The sequence below is a fragment of the Methylococcus sp. S1M genome (assembly GCF_051295855.1).
Lineage (GTDB): Bacteria > Pseudomonadota > Gammaproteobacteria > Methylococcales > Methylococcaceae > Methylococcus > Methylococcus capsulatus.
This window is the reverse complement of record NZ_JBPDXO010000004.1, coordinates 126,815-144,795: the sequence shown is the minus strand read 5'-3', so window position 1 is coordinate 144,795 and position 17,981 is coordinate 126,815. Positions and strand designations below refer to the sequence as shown.

The following is a 17,981-nucleotide window of genomic DNA, read 5'->3' as shown; positions in this document are numbered from 1 at the left end:
TCATTCCATTTCGGCGACAACTGGAGCGACGTTTTTCTCCAGAACCGCGGTGTAGCCAAGAGTGATAGGACTGAATTTTCCCACGGAAACCTCATCACAAACCACGGCGTCACCTTGCCCGTCGCGCCTTTTCCATAGCCCGAGGTAGAGTCTTTGTGGCAGGACGATGGTCAGACGGGTCAGTAGTGAGCCCAGAAAAGGTGACGCATTTCCAAGCCGTTCCGACAGTTTCAGCCAGAACCTCATCCACAGATAGGTCACGTACATCAAGGCAAAAGCACCCTCGCCACCCTTCTGGCCGATGGCCACTACACGCAACCCTGAGCAAGCCGCGATGTGCCTTATCGCGAATGGCGTAAAACGATAATAATCATGAGGAATCTCGTGCAGGGGGTTGAAGAATGGCGTGCTCATGAACATTCTGCCACCATGCTTCAAAACCCGACTGCATTCCTTCATCGCAAGAAAAGGATCATGGAGATGCTCGAATACCTCCGTGCAGAGAATGCAGTCGAATGCTCCGTCGCCGAAAGGGAGTCGGTGCAGAGTCCCCGCGACATCCAGACCTGCGATGCCATGAGGAGATCCGGGTATGTCTATGCTCACGACGGACGCGAAAAACTCCTTGTAAACCGGCAGATAAGGCCGGGATCCCGCCCCCGCGTCCAAAAGCCTGCCGCTGCCGCCCCTTTCGAAGTATCGTTCGAGAAAAGCCACCAGTTCCTGGAGAATGATCTCGTCGATGAGCAGACTGTCCGGCCGCTGCCGCTCGTCGACATGAAAGCGGCCATTCGCCGCTTTGATCACCAGCTCACCCATCGGGATTGGATCCTCGCGATTCATCAAAAACGGCGCCAGTCAGCATTTCGTTCAGACAACCGTCAAACGCCGTCAGCATGGCACCGACACTGAAGTAGTCCGCCCTGTCGAGCCCGGAACGCACCATGGCGGAACGGCGCTCATCGTCGGACAGTAGGGTGACACAGCGATCCGCAAGTGCGCGGGCATCCCCTACCGGCACAAGGAACCCATTTTCCCCGTCGCTGATGATCTCCGCTGGCCCCGACGGACAATCGCTCGCCACTACCGGGACTCCCAGAGCCATGGCTTCGACGATCACATTGCCGAAGCCTTCGAAGAACGAGGAAAGAACGAAAATATCAGCTTGTGCCATGTAGGGAAAGGGATTCTCCCGGAATCCCACCATAACGACATGCTCCCTGATTCCAAGGTCGGAGGCGATTCTCTCGATGTCCTGGCGAAGTTCGCCGTCTCCCACCAGAACGAGCCTGGCGGGACGACGGGCCAGAACATCCTTGAATGCCGCGAGGAGCGTGGGAAAGTCCTTTTGGCTGCTGAACCGGCTGGCGGAAACGATCCAGCTTCGGTCCTTGGTCAACTCGATCGGCTGTTCGGCTTTGCGCCGGACGCCGCAGACGTCGATACCGTTGTAGATGACCTTGAGCCTGCCAGGCTGCGCTCCAAACGTGTCTACCAGGTCTTCGAACACACCGTACGAGGGGACGATCACGCGGTCTGGCAGAGTCAGGCAACAGTGAATGACCCAACGTTCCAGCAGTGTCGGCTTCCTGCCGACACGGGTGAAATAGCCGGTGAGGCTGCCCAGAATGGTGCCCGCCAAGGGAATACGAGAAAAAAACAGCCTTTTCGCCAATGAGGCGAAAAACGTGCCGTTATGCATGATCGAAAGCACCAGGTTGGGCCTTTCGCGCCGCACGACCGATCGGATCGCCCAGGCATAGCGCAGGCCGTTGCCGACCGACAACCGGTAAGGCTGGCCGCACCGCCAGTCGTCGAACAGGTAGAGCCGGATGTCGCATCCGCGATAAAAGTCCGCGATGGCGGATTGGGTCAGCAAAACGCAGTCGAATCCCCGCAACCCCGCCAGTAGATTGAAAACGACGGTCTCGGCCCCGCCGATCACATCGGCCGGCAATATCACCAGCAACCGGGGCTTCCCCGCCGGCACCCGGGAGCTCATAAGAAATCCGTGTCGCCCATCATCAGCCACCAGCGATCCTGCAGGCGTTCGACGCTGCGGCCGTCGGTCCAGACGTTGGTCGGAATTCGGATATCAGTATCGGTGGCCACGCCTCCGCCGTGAACCAGGCACCGGGCATAGGAGGAGGATATCCAGGCGGTGACCACGGACAACGAGCGACGGGCGGCGGCGGTCCTGGCGGCATCAACCAGCAGGGGAATGCTGTTCAGCGGTGCCAGCATATCCATGAGCTTGCATTCATTGTTGTCGCACCGAAGTATCGCCACCCCCTGGGGACGCCCGGTCAAGCGGTCACGCACCACGAGAGCCTCGTAGCGATGCACGGGGTGGTGCTGGTAGCGGTATCGGACATAGGCGGGATCCCGGAGCACGAGCACCGCGTCCGGAAGATCCGCGGCCATCTGGCCCCATAGCCTCGCAAGCAGACCGTCATCGAGTTCGGCAACGTCGCTCAGGGTGGCCGCGTATCTGACCCGGAAGCTCGGGTACGGCGTCCAGCGCACTTCCGAAATCCGGCCGACTTCGCCATAGAGCCCCAGCCGCTCGGCAACCCGCATGGCGCGGTGATTCGGAAAACCGAAGGCCAGCTCGTGCTCGTCGTAATAGCCGAAATGGGTCTCCAGGAACGCGCTGGCGACCTCGAAAAATACTCCCTTTTTCGTCATCAGCCCCCGCTCCCCCGGGACCACCATCACATCGCATACCTGCAATCCCTCGACGATTCGACCGTTGATGGCAATGCGACGGGACGTCGCCCCATAATGTGCGACGATGTGCCCGTTCCTGCGGGCGACGACGGCCCGGCCCCGGCCTTCGCCGTACTTCCATTGCCATAACTCGGGACTCATCTCGGCTGCGAAAGCCTCTTTGAACAGCGACAGGCATCCCGGCAGGTCTTCGGGCGTGGATTCACTCAGCCGCCAACGTGCCGCCGTCGTCTTCGCCAGGACGGTTTGCGCCGGCCCGTCACCGCGCGGGAGGGCGACATGACCGGAGAACCCGGAATGCGCAGCCAGCGCCTGCAGGTAACGGGCCTTTTCACGACATCGCGCAGGACTGCCGTCCTTTTCGGCACCGAGTTCCAAGATCAGTGAGCCGCCCTTCCGTAACAGCGAGTGCGCGTGCGAGAGGACCTTCAGGGGCGGAGCACTCCACCCCTGAAGGTCGATCCAAAGACACGAAGGGCGATCATCCCTTTCCGGTTCCGATGAGGTGGGCGCACATTCAAAAAATTCCGCGGGAGAGAAATGCCGGACGCCAGCCCTACGCGCACGTTGCCGCCGCGGCGCCTGCCCGACCCACCAAACGGAACCGGCCTGGGACGAAGACTCTTCCCGGAACATACACATGGCCGCTGGTGAACCCAACCGGGAACGCGCGGAGTCTGGGTACTACCGGGCAGCGACGGTCGGTACCGTCGGCGAGACTGCGGAGGCGGGAGCGCCATTCACCGACCATCGCCGGGGAAGGCTGACCACCCCCTGTTCCAAGCCGTCCTGCACCACCTCCAATTCCGCGGCGTGTTCGATGCGATCGTAAAGGTGGATGCCCTGTTCGCACAGCAGGAAAACGTTCACCCAATAGGCACCTTTCAGCAGGGGAAAACGGGGAAACGAGAGCTCGACCTCTCCGCTCCCATCCGGGCGACGACTGATCGTCAGACCATCATTGGACGTCGAAGCACTGGTCACGGCCCAGCCGTTGGATCCCGTGATGGTCAACCCAACGCTGGGGGGTGGCAGGGCCGGGTCCGACGCGAACCCGACAGCAACCGTCAAATCCGTCTGGCCACTCCGCACCGTGAGTTTCCGGCCCTCGACGCCATCCGCCTCCACTTCGACTTTGGTGAGCCGACCCACACCACTTCCCGCCACCGCAGCCGGCGCCGGCTGATCCGGCGTTCCGCATCCCTCGCCCCCCCCGCCCAGAAACTCGGCGTAAGCACTGACCACCCGCGCAGGTTCTCCGTCCATGACGAGCCGGCCATGATCCAGCCACAACACCCGGCTGCAGATGGCCTCCACCTGATACAGGGAATGGGAGCAGAACAGGATCGTCTTGCCGGCATCCTTGTAGCCGATGATCCGTTCGAACGACTTCCGCGCAAACGCCCCGTCACCCACCGAAAGCGCCTCATCGAGAATCAGAACGTCCGGATCGGCGGCCGTTGCCACCGCGAACGCCAGACGCATATACATGCCGGAAGAGTAAGTCTTCACGGGCTGATCCATGAATTCGCCCAGTCCGGCAAACTCGACGATCCCGTCGTACAGTCGATCGACCCGTTCACTGGACAACCCCATGACGGAGGCGCCCAGATAGACGTTCTCGCGGCCGGTCATGTCCGGGTGGAATCCCGCCCCCAGTTCCAGCAGCGCCGCCACATGCCCGTTCACGCGGATATCTCCCGCGGACGGCGTCAAGGTCCCGGCGATCAGTTTGAGCAGAGTACTCTTGCCGGCACCGTTCGTCCCTACGATACCGACGACTTCGCCATGGGCGATCTCCAGACTCAGGGGATGCAGCGCCGTCCATTCGCGATGGCATCGAGTCTTCGTGAAAACCTCCCACAACGTCTCCCACGGATGGTCGTAGGAGCGATAGCTCTTGGCCACGTTGTGGAGGAGAATGGCCGTCATACCGCCTCGCGTATGTGGGGCTCGCCGCGATGGAACAACACCCAGGCAGGCCCGAGCGACAGCAGCCAAAGCAGCAAGGGCCGGATGAAGTTTCCGGCGGTCACCGGCAGACCGTGTATCCAGGACTCGAACACCGCCATCACGTCCGCCAGCGGATTGACCACCAGCAGTTCCCGGAATTCCTGCGGCAGCATTTCCGGAAGATACAGGATGGGTGTCAGATACAGCAACATATTGAGCGTAAAGGGGAATGCTTGGCGCAAGTCCTTCACGAAACAGCCGAGCACGGCGAGAAGATAGCAGGCTGGCATCAGCAAGACGAGCAGTCCCGTCATCAGCAAAACGGCCTGGACCGCCGCACCAGGCCCTGCCAGCAGTCCCATCGTTGCCGCGTAGATCGGGGTGTAGACCAGACAACCCGACAATCCGGGCAGCAACGGAAGCACCTTCAGCGGAAAAACCGTGCGCTTGTAAAGGCTGCTGAATTCCGTGAGAACGGACAGACAGCGATTCAACGTGTCGCTGATGAACAGCCAGGGCAACATGGCGGTAAGAAAATAGTCGATGAACGCGACTTTACCCGGCACCCTGAGCCGGAGGACGAAATCCAGCAGAAACCAAAACGCCACGACCTGCAACGCCGGCTGGGCGAGCATCCATACCCAGCCCAATACCGTCCCCCGGGTACGGCCAATGATGTCCCGCCGCACCAGCAGACCCAATAACTGCCGCTCCCGTGCAAGCACGCGAAAAGGGCCGAGCAGACCCGCCCAGGTCATGGCCCCGAAGCGGGAAAACCTCTGAATCGGCGCTATGCCCGACATGGTGTCCGCAAGGACCTCAAGCCGAAAGCCGTGACCTGGAACCACCTCAAGGACGGGGGGACGGCGAAGCCCCACCCTTGGCGGATTTGGACCGTTCGCCGTGATACCAATTGCCGTCCACATATGTCCAATAATCGACGATCGAAGGCCCCACCAGCGCTTTGCCCTGCATGGCCGGATGCATCACTTCCGTATCCAGCTTGATTTCCGCCTTGTCTCCGGTGATCCTCACATCCGTGATGCTGTAACCGACGATTCGTAGCGTCGAAAACTGGGTCCGCGACATCTGGTCGGGTCTCAGCCTCCCTTCCACGGTTGCCGTCTCCATCGAATACAGTGTCTGCAAGTCATTGATCTTACGCGCATCCCAATACGCTTTCACCCTTTCGCGAAGCGCAGCCTCTCCTTCCGCCCCGGCTGCGACACCCACCGACGTCACGACCGCCAGCCATACACCAGCCGTCCATACGACCCATCTACGCACCATCACCATGCCTCTCAACGAAGATTACCGACTACCGGGAAAGTAATGCCCCATACGGACCGCCGCACGCCGGCCGGTTCATACCGGGCCATCCTGCGCGACCGCTCCCGGACGAATACGCGAACCCGCTTTGCCGCCGATTCGACACGAACCGGCGAAAAGCGCCCGCCTGCGCGTCTCCCGCAAGCGCGAGAGACGGTTAGAGTGACGCACGATTGGCGAGCAACCGCGCTCCACACGACATCTCCCCCGAGCCACACCCTGCAGGCACCGAGCATGCGCAACCGCCGGGAGCGAACCGAACATGCGGAACAAGAGCCCGCCGGCCACCGGCTCCGTCCTCCAACCCCAGAAATGGGCCCGTTTTCCGGACCCGATCAGGGGAACACACCCTTCGGGAACAAAGGCTTCAGCTCCTCTTGAACGATTTCGATCTTGGCGTGCTTGGCAAGATCCCTAATGTAGGCATCCCGCAACCTGGCCTGCTCGGCGCCCCGCATGCGTTGAATCACCTTGTCCCGGACATTGACATACGGCGTGATCAGAGCCTTACGCACATCCGTCAGCATCAGGATTTCGTAACCGGCCGGCGACTCGATCACTTTGGTGTGTTCGCCAACCTTCAAATTACGCACGGCCTCGGTCAGCCAGGGATCACCCTCGCGCGGCAGAAAACCGATATCGCCCTGCGGCGGTTTGGCCGAAGGATTTTCAGTCAGCTCTCCCGCCACCTTCGGGAAAGGCTCGCCCGCCTCCAGCCTCCGCAAGGCGGCCTCGGCCCGCTGGCGTGCGGCGGCCTTCTGCTCGGCGGTCGCATTGTCCGGAACCCGGAACTGGATCTGGCTGATCCGTACCATCTCCGGAATCCCGTAGTCGTTCTGGTGATCGAGATAATATTTGTAAACCGCGTCTTCTTCCGGCACCGGCGGCAGCGGGAAATGCTCCTTGGCGAGCTTCTGGAACGCCTCCCCCAGCTCGGCGGCCGTGGCGTCCTTCTTCGCCAGCCCTTTCTTGATGATGTCATCCTTGAGCAGCTGATTGCCGATGATCTCGCGGATCACTTCCGCCTTGCCTTCGTCCGTCATCGACTTCTGGACGTAGGCCTGGTTCCGCTGAAGGAAGTTCACATAGTCCTGAACGGTCACCTCCACCCCATTGGTCTTGAACATCACGACCCGCTGGGGTTTGACGGGAGCGCCCTGTTCCGCGGCGGCCTTGTCCTCCTTCGCCGCCGGCGCCGGTTTTGCGGCTGCGCCGGCGTACGACGCCGCACCCAGCCCCAACCCGGCCACCAATACACCCAATGCAATTTTCACCTTGTTTGCTCCTTCGACTCAGTTCAACACAAACCGCGCGGCGGAAAGTTCTTCGAAATGCTCCCACAAGGGTCCGTAGACGATCCACGCGCCCGGGGGACCCTTGCCCCGCCCGACGACGCCGTCCAGCCAGCCGTCGCCGTCCAAATCCTCGAGGAGGATATCCTGGCTCCCTTCACTGGAACCGACGGGCACGCTGCGCATCGGCACGGGCGCCTTTCCATCCCAGCGGTCGGGAAAACGATAAAGCGTGACGGCGCCGTACCCGACACCGAACAGATAACCGAACCCGTCCTTGTCCTTGCTCCAGGCGAACCGTCTCAGCCCCATATCGGTCGGAAACGGCAACGCCGCCGTCTCCTGAAAGTTCCCGTGACCGTCGTTCAGCAGCGCGTGAATCACGAAAGGCTTCGATTGGTTGGGCACCAAGAGGTCGATCGCTCCGTCGCCGTTGAGATCCGCCGACAGGACGTCCCAAGGCGCGCCCGAACGGAATTTCGCGACCAGCTTCGGCTTGATCGCCCCTTCGGGGCCGGGATATTTCAGCATCAATACTTCCTGCGTCGTGTTGCTGGCGAACAGCAACTCGTCGACACCATCGCCATCGACGTCCACTGGACGCACCCACTCCGCCCGACGTATCGAGTGCTGCTTTTCGCTGAGCGCGACCTGGACCTGCTCGGCCTCCTGTATCCGGGCGGCATTAAAGTTTTTCAACAATACCAGGAAATCCTGCCCGAAGGGGGTGAGTGCCACGCCGTCCCCCCACCCCGGCCAGCGGAACGATGCGACGTGACGGGGTACGGGCACCTTCAGCTCTCCGGTCTGACGGAGACTGCCACCGGGGCCCGGCTCCAGGACGAGGACCTTGTTCTGTCCTTCCGCCGCGACCAGGTAACGCGGACGGGCACCGGATAGGCGCAGGAGGTCGCCGGGATGAAATCCGACCAATGACTGGCGCTCGCCGGCCTGGAACACCCGCCCCTCCCGTTGCAGAAAGATCTGGACGTAATTGTCGCCATGGGAGACGAGCGCGATGTCGGAACGTCCATCGCCATCCACGTCGTCAACCAGAATGTCGAAAGGCGAATCCGCGAACGGCAGCGACTGGTGAAACGAACTCGTATCCTCGCTGCCGACCGACGCAGCCTTTCTCGAGGCGCAGCCACCCGACAAGAATACGCTCAGAGCGACCACCAAGGCCAAGATGATACGGGACATAGCAACCACAATACCCTAGGTTCGTGAATGAGAAACAACCGTCACTGGCGCGCAGTGTCGACCATCGAGAAACCTTCGGCACGAAGCCCGGCCTGCCCGAAGGGCTGCGACGGATCCCATTGCGAGGAACTCGAGAAACCAAATTCCGAGCAACTGGCAGCGAAGATCGACCGATGGATTCAATCGAACTGGAAAGCCCGGACACGGGCGGATGACATTCTTCCGGGAAGAATAAAGAACGGCGTGCGGCAGGCCGCACGCCGTATGCTTTCTCGGCCGCTGAGGCCGGCTCCACCGGCCGGCCCCAACACCGTGTCAGATCACGGAGCCTGGCTGAAGAGGCCGCGATCGTGGCCCAGCGCGGTCTCGAACGGAATCAGGCTGATGTCCGTCGGGACCCAGTCGCCGGTCGCAGGATCGGTCTCCAGAGTCACGAAGTACTGCAGAGGAACCGACCAGGCCACTGCCGCCGATTCCGGCGCGCCGATGCCGGTATCGATCAGCTCGGGCAGATACAGCTTCATGAAACCGCCCTGAAGCAGCTGTTCCAGAGCGATGGCGCCATCCGGATCGGTGACGGGGGTCGCCTGGTACGGCGGTACGCAGAAGATCTTGTCCAGACCGAACGGCTTGCCGGTGTACGGATTCTTTCCGTAGATGAATTTCGGCACCGGCCAGGCAAACGGAATCTGCGCGTTCTTGCCGGCAGTCACGTCGGTCTGCGCCCATACCAGGTTCAGCTGATAGGGAAGGTCGATGCTGTCCGAGCACTTCTCTTCCTTGTCGTTGTAGATGTCGACGCCCAGCCCGCTCCATTTACCGCCTGCGTTACGGTCGTTCCACACGACGAGCAAGGTCGGAACCTGCAGCGCATTGATCAGGTTGGCGTTGCCGATCGGCACGTTGCGGTTGCCCAGGGTCAGATCGACCACGGTCACGTCGCTGCCGTTGCCGTCCGACCAGTTGGTACGGATGCCGGCGACCAGCGGCGATGCGATGACGCTCTGGTTCACACCGGCCTCGATCACGCTGTTTTCGACGGTGGGTTTCTTGCTGCCGTTGTCGGCACCGTCACTCATCGGCATGACCGGGATCTTGGCATCCACGATGCCGATGACACCACCGGTATCCGGGTTGGCGCCTGCGCGGACGCCGGCGAACATCCAGGCTTCCGCGAAGAAGCTGAAGTCGGCGTCGTCACCGCCGGCACCGGCTTCGGTCACCAGCACCATGTAGCCGGGGAAGCCGTCGAATTCACCCTGCTTGCCGTTCTTGCGAACGAACGCACCCCAGTCCAGCACCGCCACGTCTTCCGGCGTGACGTCGATGGTGCCGTTCAGGCGGTGGACGCTCGTCTGGTCCATGAAATACCAGTGAACGGTGTTGGAGGGCACCAGATCCGGATCCGCGGGCTTCTGCTTGCCCGGCTTGTTGATGGTGCCATTGGTCGGCGAAGTGTGGATCGCGGTATAGAAGTTCGGGATCACGTCGTTACCGACCGACATCGGCACGGTGAGCTTGATCACGGTGTTGATGCCGAAGATGGTCGGATTCTTGTCGAATACGCTGCTCGACCACAGAACGAACGGTACGAGGTTCGCTTCACCGGCTTCGGTTTCGCGCACCGCATGAGCCGACATGCTCGTCGCGGCCAGAGCCGTGAACATGCCCGCTGCGATAGCGGTCTTTTTGAAGTTCATACTCATTAGAAGATCTCCCTTTGAAGTCGACAGTTAACCCAGGAAATGGAGCACCCCAATCCTTTGCCCTAAAACTGCTTGAGACCAGGGCCAAGCCAGACGTCCAGGACGCCCTCCGGGAATTATGAACGTTTCGCCGCTATTTGCCAAACACGACAGGGGCCCACGCATTCCCGCAGCTCCATGCGAGGGATAAGCTAAGCCGCGTGGCGCACAGTGTCAAGCTTTTTTGTCGCTAAACTATGACTGTTTTGTTGTAAAAACGAGATAAGCGAGACGGCGCTTCCGCACCCGGCAGCCTCACCCCTTGCAGAACGCAGCCAGACACCTGCAGGAGCATCCGTAAGCCCCATGGAACGCCGCAGGGCGCACTGCTCGGCACGCCGCCCCCTCGAACTCGAAACCATGCCCCACCCGCCCGAGTCAGCACCAGGGACCTCCTTCCAGCGCGGCACGCAACACCATGAAATACAACCATGTTCACAGTCTCGCTTCCCCCCGATTTCAACGCTCCGCCCTAAGGTGCTAGCATTTCGGGCAAGTTGCCACGGGAATGTGCCACACCACAGACGAAGGACGAAAGGCGCAGACGCGCGCCCGCCGCCCCTCCCAATCACCCAGTTCGTTCATGCAGTCCTACGAACCAGACTTCATCCCCTACACGGCGCTTGCTTCCATCGGACCCGGCCCGGCGATCGTGTTCGCGCCCCACCCGGACGACGAAGTGTTCGGCTGCGGGGGCGCCATCATGCGCCATGTCTCGAACGGCGATCCGGTTCGCGTCGTCATCGTCACCGACGGCGCCTACGGCGCTCCCGCCGAATCCGGTGACTATGCGCAGACACGCCGACGGGAGAGCACCCGGGCCGCAGCCATCCTTGGCTACGGGGTGCCGGAGTTCTGGAACCTGCCCGACCGGGGTCTGGAATATGGGGAGCGGCTGATCCAACGCGTACTCACCGCAATGGAAGACCATGCCGCGGAACTCGTCTACGCGCCGTCCTGGTGGGAGGTTCATCCCGACCACCGCGTGCTGGCGTTGGCGGCGACGGAGGCGGTACGCCGCTGCACCCGGCCGCTCCGGCTGGCGATGTACGAGGTCGGCGTGCCGTTGCAGCCCAATGCCCTCCTCGACATCACCGATCTGGCGGAACGCAAGGCCTCGGCCGTCGCCTGTTTCTCCAGTCAGTTGGCGCAGCAGGACTACGATGAGCAGATCGCCTCGCTCAACCGCTTCCGCACCTATACGCTGCCTCGAACCGTCCGGGCGGCCGAGGGTTATCTCGTCCTCGCCGCGGAGGAACTGAGAAACCGTATCCCCCGCATGATGACACAAAAGGACCGCCTGGCGGTGCGCGGTGAAACCGCCGACACGGCCACGACACCCCTGGTCTCGGTCATCATACCCAGCATGGACGGGCCGCGACTGAAAGAAGCCCTCGACTCGGTCGCGCTGCAGACTTACCCTCGCATCGAAGCCGTCGTGATCGATGCCAAAGGCGAAGGACATACACCGCTGCCCCGCTGGTGCGGCCGCTTCCCGCTCCGCTTCATTCCTTCGGACGTTTCCCTGTCACGCGGCCGGGCCGCCGATGTCGGACTCGGGCATGCCGGGGGCGATTATTTGGTCTTCCTCGAGGAGGATGACGTTTTTCAGCCCGGCGACGTCGCTTCGCTGGTAGCGGAAGCCGCGCGCAAGCAGGGAACCGGTTTCTGCTCCCATGCCGACAGGCGAATGACGGTTTTTTCGGGAGGCGTCGTCGATGGGGCGCCCCGGACTGGCAAACCAGGGAAGCCAGCCTTCCTCCCACTTCACGCGGTCCTGTTTGATCGGTCTCTGGCCGAACTGCGGTGCCGCTTCGACGGCGACGCGAATGTTCCGGAAGACGGCGACTTCTGGGACCAGGCGATGCAGCACGTGGCAAGCATTCATCCGGGCGCATGCCGTCACGGTCACGGACTCCCGGGTGGCGAGGCGGGCCGTCATACCATCGTCAGACTCCCGCCATGGACCAGCCCGGCGCCGTTGCCTCCTGGCGCCTCTCTGGCTCGGACGCCCCATCCGACCGAGCGGGATTCATTGCGCCGACGGATTCAGCGGGCAGGACGTAGAATATACGAAACCCTGCCACGCGGGTTGACCGATGCCTTGGTCCGTACAGCCTATCGCATTTGGGCCCGACTCTCGTCGGATTCGATGATTACCAACGACGGGAAAGGGACTTAGGCTCCGGCCAATCCGATCACTGACCACGTCACACCGCTCGTGCGCGTTTTTTCATGTGGATCCAAGAAGGCGTTGGCGGAAGGGAGGAGCCACGATCACGCCCGCTGCGATGCGCCGAAGCAACCACCTCGACCTGGACTGATCGCCAATTCCAATCCGTCTATTGTCATCAGGACCGTTCCATGCCGAAAGAATCCGGATAGGGGAAAGAACAGCCAGACCAGGGCACTTCCGAATCAATAGATAACTGGGCGACCGAGCGAATACAGTACAACCCTATCATCCCTCGGTGCGAAAAATTTCTCACTGCAATGATTCCGCCACACTCAGCCCGGAAGATCTCATCTACGACATGGCGCCAAAACTTGTATCGAAAACAACGTAAACATGACCCACACCCGTATCCATTCAGATTGCCGCCGACCGATCGTCGTCTGGCTCCATACCCGAACCATTGACTCAACGGAGTCATCGGCACGGCGACCCCAGACCGATATGGCACAAACCGATCACTAAAATGCACCAGTGAACCAGCAGCCATCCACGAGCCTTTTATAGCATGGAAAATAGGCTGTTTTTTCATAGAAAACTTGTTTACGTCCGATCATCGGAAGCAGAATGAATAATACTCCTGTTGAACCAGTTCGCCTGACCCCTGACAATCCACTGGTTTCAGTGGTAATACGAACGAAGGACCGCCCCAAACGTCTCGCAGAAGCCGTACGAAGCGTACGCGAACAAACTCACCGCCCATTGGAAGTGATCGTCGTCAACGACGGCGGATGGCCCTTGCCCGAGGAGGCTCTCAAGGAGCAGGCCGGTGACGTAGAACTCATACTGATTCAACTGGAACAGAACCAAGGCCGCTCCATCGCTGCCAATACGGGACTGCAAGCCGCCACGGGACGCTATCTGTGTTTTCTCGATGACGACGACAGGTTCCTGCCGGACCATATCGAACTTCTATCCTCTTGCCTGGAACACATAGAACACCGGGTGTGTTATTCCGACGCCGAGCTTTGCTGGCAGGTTTACAATGTCGAAACAGGTGAATTCGATATCGTCAATCGCCAGGTATTTGGCTCGCGAGACTTCAACCTCGCCGAACTGCTCTGTGGCAACTACATTCCGCTAAACACCCTTCTTTTCGATCGACAGGTCTTACTGCAAGTTGGGGGGTTCGATCCGCAGTTCGATATTTACGAAGATTGGGACCTCCTGCTGCGTGTCGGCAGCCTCTACCCTTTCTATCACCTGCCTCGTGTGACCGCACAGTACAACCAATGGAGCAAGGATCATCAAAACTTTTACAACCATTTTTCCCAAACCGGCCAGGCTCCCCTCTTACACATTACCGGCTACGACAGGCTCATCGAAAAAAACCGCCATCTTTTCAGCGCTGATGCAGCTAGGCATCTGCTGTCCGTCATCAACCGCCTGCGGGCCATCGAGGCAGAACTTGCTCAACGCGATGCCGTCCCGGCCGAATCCCCTTTAACCCGACTGACGGCACAACTCGAGCAAACGCTCGCGACCATCGGTCCATCCTTTGCCACGCTCGAAGGACGTCTCGCCGATCTCGACGCCTGCCAACGTGACGCCCTGGTTTCGGCCACATCCAAACTAAATGAGGGTGTCAGCGACCTCGACGGGCTGCGCTCCCAGGTCGCTCACCTCTGCATGGAATTCGAAAACGCCTCGGGGAAGATCGATACCAGCCAAGCCGAGCTGCAAAAAACCGCGACCCTGCTCGTCCAGACTCAAAACCTGCTAGAGGATTATCGAAAAGAAATTGCCCGAACAACCGAGCTCAATCGACTCATCTCCGAGCGCGACAGCGAACTCCGAACGCTTAGGCAGACCATCGCACGGAACGAGGCGGAAATCACCGCACTTCATAAAGAAAGGAACGAGGCTAACGCGACGATCTCCGCCCTCGATGAAAAGGTCGCTCACGCGGAGACAGAGAAGGCTTCCTTGCATCAAATCATCGCCCAAACGGAGGCCCAGCTCGCTTCGGTCTACGGCTCGACCAGTTGGCGTATAGCCGCGCCACTACGCGCCGTCTCCGTGGCTGTGAGATGGCTCTTACGAAACACCCGCCGAGCGTTCCTGCTGATGTGGTGGCTGTGTACCGGCCAGTACGCCAGGGCAACAAACCACGCTTTCCCCCATCTTTGGCGTCACGTGCCGCCCCGGCTAAAAATGATCATTCCGCCCCGTCTCGCCGGATCGGTGAAACGCCGCCTTCACCTGGCTGATATCACAGCCCCCCGGCCCCTGGAAAATCAGCCAGAAAACTCTCACCCGGATACCACCGCCGAAGCACATGTGCCATTGGATGTCCCGGAAAGACATTACGTCGACCTATCGTCCGAACCGGTCGCGCATACGCCGATCAAGGCGATAGCTTTCTATCTTCCCCAATTTCACACCATCCCGGAAAACGATAAATGGTGGGGAGAAGGTTTCACCGAATGGACCAATACCCGCAAAGGCAAACCCCTGTTTGACGGGCACCATCAGCCACGCGTGCCGTTGCATCTCGGCTACTACAACCTCGAAAACATCGAGGTGTATGCCCAGCAAGTACAACTCGCCAGGAAAGCCGGACTTTATGGATTCTGCTTCTATTTCTATTGGTTTGGCGGCAAAACGCTGCTAGAAAAACCGCTATTGAATATGCTTGCCAACCCGCAAATCGACCAGCCGTTTTGCCTTTGCTGGGCCAATGAAAATTGGACACGCCGATGGGATGGGCTCGATGATGACATTCTAATAGCGCAACATCACAGCGAAGAAGACGCCATTGCTTTCTTGCGCTACATAAACACCTATTTTTGCGACGACAGATATATAAAAATAGACGGAAAACCGTTACTCCTCGTCTATCGACCGAGCATCATACCCGACATCACCCACATCCAAGAAGTGTGGAGAAAGCATGCCACCGAACTCGGATGGCCCGGCATTTACCTCGTCTCCGCGCAGACCTTCGGCCAAAAGGATCCGCGCGATTTCCACTTCGACGCCGCGGTCCAGTTTCCGCCCCAACATGCTGCGCCTTGCGCAGCATTCCATTCCGAAACACCCAATCTAGCCGATGATTTCGAAGGCTGTGTGTTTGATTATCGCAACGTCGCAACTCAATTCTGCGACAGTCCTGAGGTCGACTACAAGCTGTTCCGAAGCGTCACACTCGCCTGGGACAACTCCGCCAGGCGCGGGAAACGGGCGACGATCCTGAGAAATTTCAGTCTGACCAGCTACGCGCAATGGCTTTTGACAGCCTGTAAGGCAACACTCGCCGACCACAATCTTACTGAAAACGAAAGGCTCGTCTTTATCAATGCATGGAACGAATGGGGCGAGGGCACTTATCTGGAGCCGGACACCAAATATGGTTTTGGATACCTGGAAGCCACAAAAAAGGCGCTGAATGCATCCTCGGATGGAAAACCCAGGCTATCCGTAATCGTTCCAAACTATAACCACGCCAATTTCCTCGAGCGCCGCCTGCTCTCGATAATCAATCAAACCCAGAAACCCGATGAAATAATTTTCCTCGATGACGCCTCATCCGACGACAGCGTCACCATAGCCCGAGACATCCTTTCAAAGTCGAACATAAGATATTCGATCATCGAGAACGACATCAACTCCGGTAACGTATTCAAACAGTGGATCAAGGGCTTAGAACATGCCACAGGCGATTTGGTATGGATAGCCGAAAGCGATGACGAGTGCGCACCTGATTTCCTCGCCAACATGGTTCCCCATTTCAAACGCGAAGAAATTCTTCTTGCTTACGGCAATATCAGCTACATCAACACCGACGGAACCCCCAACAGCGACCTTTCCAACTATTATGACGGTTTGACAGACCTCGATTGGAGCCATTCTCACATCGTTTCTGCTTGGCGGGCCTTTACAGGACCTTTTGCCGTCAAGAATATCATTCCAAATGTCTCCGGCGCGGTGTTCAGAAAACCAACTCTCACCGAGGCCGAAAAAAGCCGCTTGACTTCATACACTTTCGCTGGTGACTGGTACTTTTATGCACTGATTGCGCGCGGCGGCTCGATCGCTTTCTGTAATGAAGCCAGATCTTATTTTCGCCTCAACCGTACGAGCACTTCACAGAAAGCATTTTTCTCCGAAAAGCATCTCTCAGAACATCGCATGATCGTTCAGGATATCCGCAAGCTATATGGAATCAAGGAAAATGCCATTCAGCTCCATGCGGAAGAGCTCGCACGAGTACTAGAACATCGAATACCTGATATTTCTGTCGCCGACGTCGCTAGACTGATAGATACCAAAGAACAAGGACCGAGGGACCTGCGGATCTGTATTGCCAGCTATGGCTTTACGGTTGGCGGAGGGGAGATCATACCCATCGAGATTGCGAATGCGCTGAGAACACGGGGACACCATGTAACGTTCCTGGCTTTGATGCAAAATTTCCATGACGACATTCCTGTTCTTCGCCACCGTCTTCGCAACGACATACCCGTTGTCTATTGGGATGAAGTTAGGAATAATTTTCAAGGGTTCCTGAATGAGTATGGTATCGAGCTGATCAACTCCCACAACTTCGGGGTGGAATATTTCCTGTATTGCTCCGGCACCCAAATCAACATTCCCTATGTTTCCTCGCTGCATGGCGGCTATGAATCGGTCGAGAAAGAGTTCTTGACAGCGGATTTCATTGCGTACGTCAGGCGCAATGTCAATGAATGGTTATACCTCTCGGAGAAGAACATCATCCCCCTGACGGAACGGGGCCTGAATGGTATTCACTTTACGAAATCTTTTAACGCGCTTACCTTGCGCCCCGCGAATGCAGGACTCGGACTTCGTATCCGACAAAGCCTCAATGCAGGCAACGACTCCATACTCCTGGTTCTCGCTTCGCGTGCGCTCCATGAAAAAGGATGGCAGACAGCGATCGAGGTTACGCAAAGATTGCGGGCTCAAACCAACCGTGACTGCAGATTATTGCTGATCGGAGATGGCCGGGATTTTGAAGCGATCAGGGCAGCCAATCTCGACAAACACTTCGTGCATTTTCTCGGACGGCTCGACAATCCTTGCCCAGTCATAGACGAGTGCGACTTTGGGATTTTCCCCAGCACCTTTTCTGGCGAATCCTTTCCTCTTTTCGTTCTAGAATGCCTTCAAAGTGGTCTGCCGGTCGTTGCGACGGACATTGGCGAGATTCCATCCATCATGACCACGACGACCGGTGAAATGCCTGGACAGGTGGTCTCGAGAAATCAGAGTGAACAGCTTCTGATCAACGAAATGGTACAGGCCCTGGCCGGCATGATTGATGATGATGCAAGGTTGCGCTCTGCAAAGCGAGCCGCCCGTATCGCTGGCGAGCGATTCTGTATAGAGAGACTCACGGATTTCTATCTCGATACCTTCTTCAGATACTTCCATTAGATTTTGCTTCGATTCATTTTTACTTATCTGACCCGGCATTTCCAGCATCAACCATGAAATGACCAAACAGTTCTTTTTTGAACCCTTACTCCAATA

At 58.8% G+C, this 17,981-nt stretch carries 10 protein-coding genes and 2 pseudogenes; 2 read left to right on the top strand and 10 right to left on the bottom strand.

Going from position 1 to position 17,981, the window contains the following annotated elements:
• The 10 genes and pseudogenes from ACSHWJ_RS09085 to ACSHWJ_RS09040 all read right to left on the bottom strand — a co-directional run bounded on the left by ACSHWJ_RS09085 (window position 1) and on the right by ACSHWJ_RS09040 (window position 10,207).
• Window positions 1–819 carry a class I SAM-dependent methyltransferase gene (locus ACSHWJ_RS09085; protein WP_143708547.1) on the bottom strand — a complete coding sequence of 273 codons (819 nt, stop codon included), beginning with the start codon at window positions 817–819 and terminating at the stop codon, window positions 1–3.
• A complete protein-coding gene (locus ACSHWJ_RS09080) occupies window positions 812–2,002 on the bottom strand; it encodes a glycosyltransferase (RefSeq protein ID WP_010961768.1) in 1,191 nt (396 codons plus the stop codon). The genes ACSHWJ_RS09085 and ACSHWJ_RS09080 overlap by 8 nt, the downstream gene beginning before the upstream one ends.
• Window positions 1,999–3,108, bottom strand: a complete 1,110-nt coding sequence (locus tag ACSHWJ_RS09075; protein WP_017366205.1) for a GNAT family N-acetyltransferase — start codon at window positions 3,106–3,108, stop codon at window positions 1,999–2,001. Before ACSHWJ_RS09075 ends, ACSHWJ_RS09080 begins: the two co-directional genes overlap by 4 nt.
• Before the next feature lie 306 nt (window positions 3,109–3,414).
• Window positions 3,415–3,882: pseudogene (locus ACSHWJ_RS09070) on the bottom strand (Wzt carbohydrate-binding domain-containing protein); the annotation flags it as partial.
• 279 nt (window positions 3,883–4,161) lie between these two features.
• Window positions 4,162–4,662 (bottom strand): annotated as a pseudogene (locus ACSHWJ_RS09065) (ABC transporter ATP-binding protein); the annotation flags it as partial.
• On the bottom strand, window positions 4,659–5,486 hold the full coding sequence (locus ACSHWJ_RS09060; protein ID WP_256996538.1) for an ABC transporter permease: 828 nt from the start codon (window positions 5,484–5,486) through the stop codon (window positions 4,659–4,661). The pseudogene ACSHWJ_RS09065 and the gene ACSHWJ_RS09060, both read right to left, overlap by 4 nt.
• Before the next feature lie 46 nt (window positions 5,487–5,532).
• A complete protein-coding gene (locus ACSHWJ_RS09055) occupies window positions 5,533–5,973 on the bottom strand; it encodes a hypothetical protein (protein WP_154656666.1) in 441 nt (146 codons plus the stop codon).
• Window positions 5,974–6,347: 374 nt separating this feature from the next.
• Entirely contained in the window at window positions 6,348–7,286 is a 939-nt protein-coding gene (locus tag ACSHWJ_RS09050) for a peptidylprolyl isomerase (protein WP_036246109.1), read from the bottom strand.
• 18 nt (window positions 7,287–7,304) lie between these two features.
• Window positions 7,305–8,507 (bottom strand): FG-GAP repeat domain-containing protein, encoded by a 1,203-nt coding sequence (locus ACSHWJ_RS09045; RefSeq protein ID WP_432539692.1) that lies wholly within the window; start codon window positions 8,505–8,507, stop codon window positions 7,305–7,307.
• Between the two features lie 320 nt (window positions 8,508–8,827).
• On the bottom strand, window positions 8,828–10,207 hold the full coding sequence (locus ACSHWJ_RS09040) for a hypothetical protein (RefSeq protein WP_256993018.1): 1,380 nt from the start codon (window positions 10,205–10,207) through the stop codon (window positions 8,828–8,830).
• A 628-nt stretch (window positions 10,208–10,835) separates the two neighbouring features.
• Here ACSHWJ_RS09040 and ACSHWJ_RS09035 point away from each other — a divergent pair.
• Together ACSHWJ_RS09035 and ACSHWJ_RS09030 are read left to right on the top strand one after the other, a co-directional pair.
• Window positions 10,836–12,434, top strand: a complete 1,599-nt coding sequence (locus ACSHWJ_RS09035) for a PIG-L family deacetylase (protein WP_432539693.1) — start codon at window positions 10,836–10,838, stop codon at window positions 12,432–12,434.
• 618 nt (window positions 12,435–13,052) lie between these two features.
• Entirely contained in the window at window positions 13,053–17,885 is a 4,833-nt protein-coding gene (locus ACSHWJ_RS09030) for a glycoside hydrolase family 99-like domain-containing protein (protein WP_432539694.1), read from the top strand.
• Window positions 17,886–17,981 lie beyond the last annotated feature (96 nt).

Coding starts and splice junctions, on each gene's coding strand:
- ACSHWJ_RS09055 (WP_154656666.1), bottom strand. CDS start 5,973: ATGGTGCGTAGATGGGTCGTATGGACGGCTGGTGTATGGCTGGCGGTC.
- ACSHWJ_RS09060 (WP_256996538.1), bottom strand. CDS start 5,486: ATGTCGGGCATAGCGCCGATTCAGAGGTTTTCCCGCTTCGGGGCCATG.
- ACSHWJ_RS09080 (WP_010961768.1), bottom strand. CDS start 2,002: ATGAGCTCCCGGGTGCCGGCGGGGAAGCCCCGGTTGCTGGTGATATTG.
- ACSHWJ_RS09085 (WP_143708547.1), bottom strand. CDS start 819: ATGGGTGAGCTGGTGATCAAAGCGGCGAATGGCCGCTTTCATGTCGAC.
- ACSHWJ_RS09035 (WP_432539693.1), top strand. CDS start 10,836: ATGCAGTCCTACGAACCAGACTTCATCCCCTACACGGCGCTTGCTTCC.
- ACSHWJ_RS09040 (WP_256993018.1), bottom strand. CDS start 10,207: ATGAACTTCAAAAAGACCGCTATCGCAGCGGGCATGTTCACGGCTCTG.
- ACSHWJ_RS09030 (WP_432539694.1), top strand. CDS start 13,053: ATGAATAATACTCCTGTTGAACCAGTTCGCCTGACCCCTGACAATCCA.
- ACSHWJ_RS09045 (WP_432539692.1), bottom strand. CDS start 8,507: ATGTCCCGTATCATCTTGGCCTTGGTGGTCGCTCTGAGCGTATTCTTG.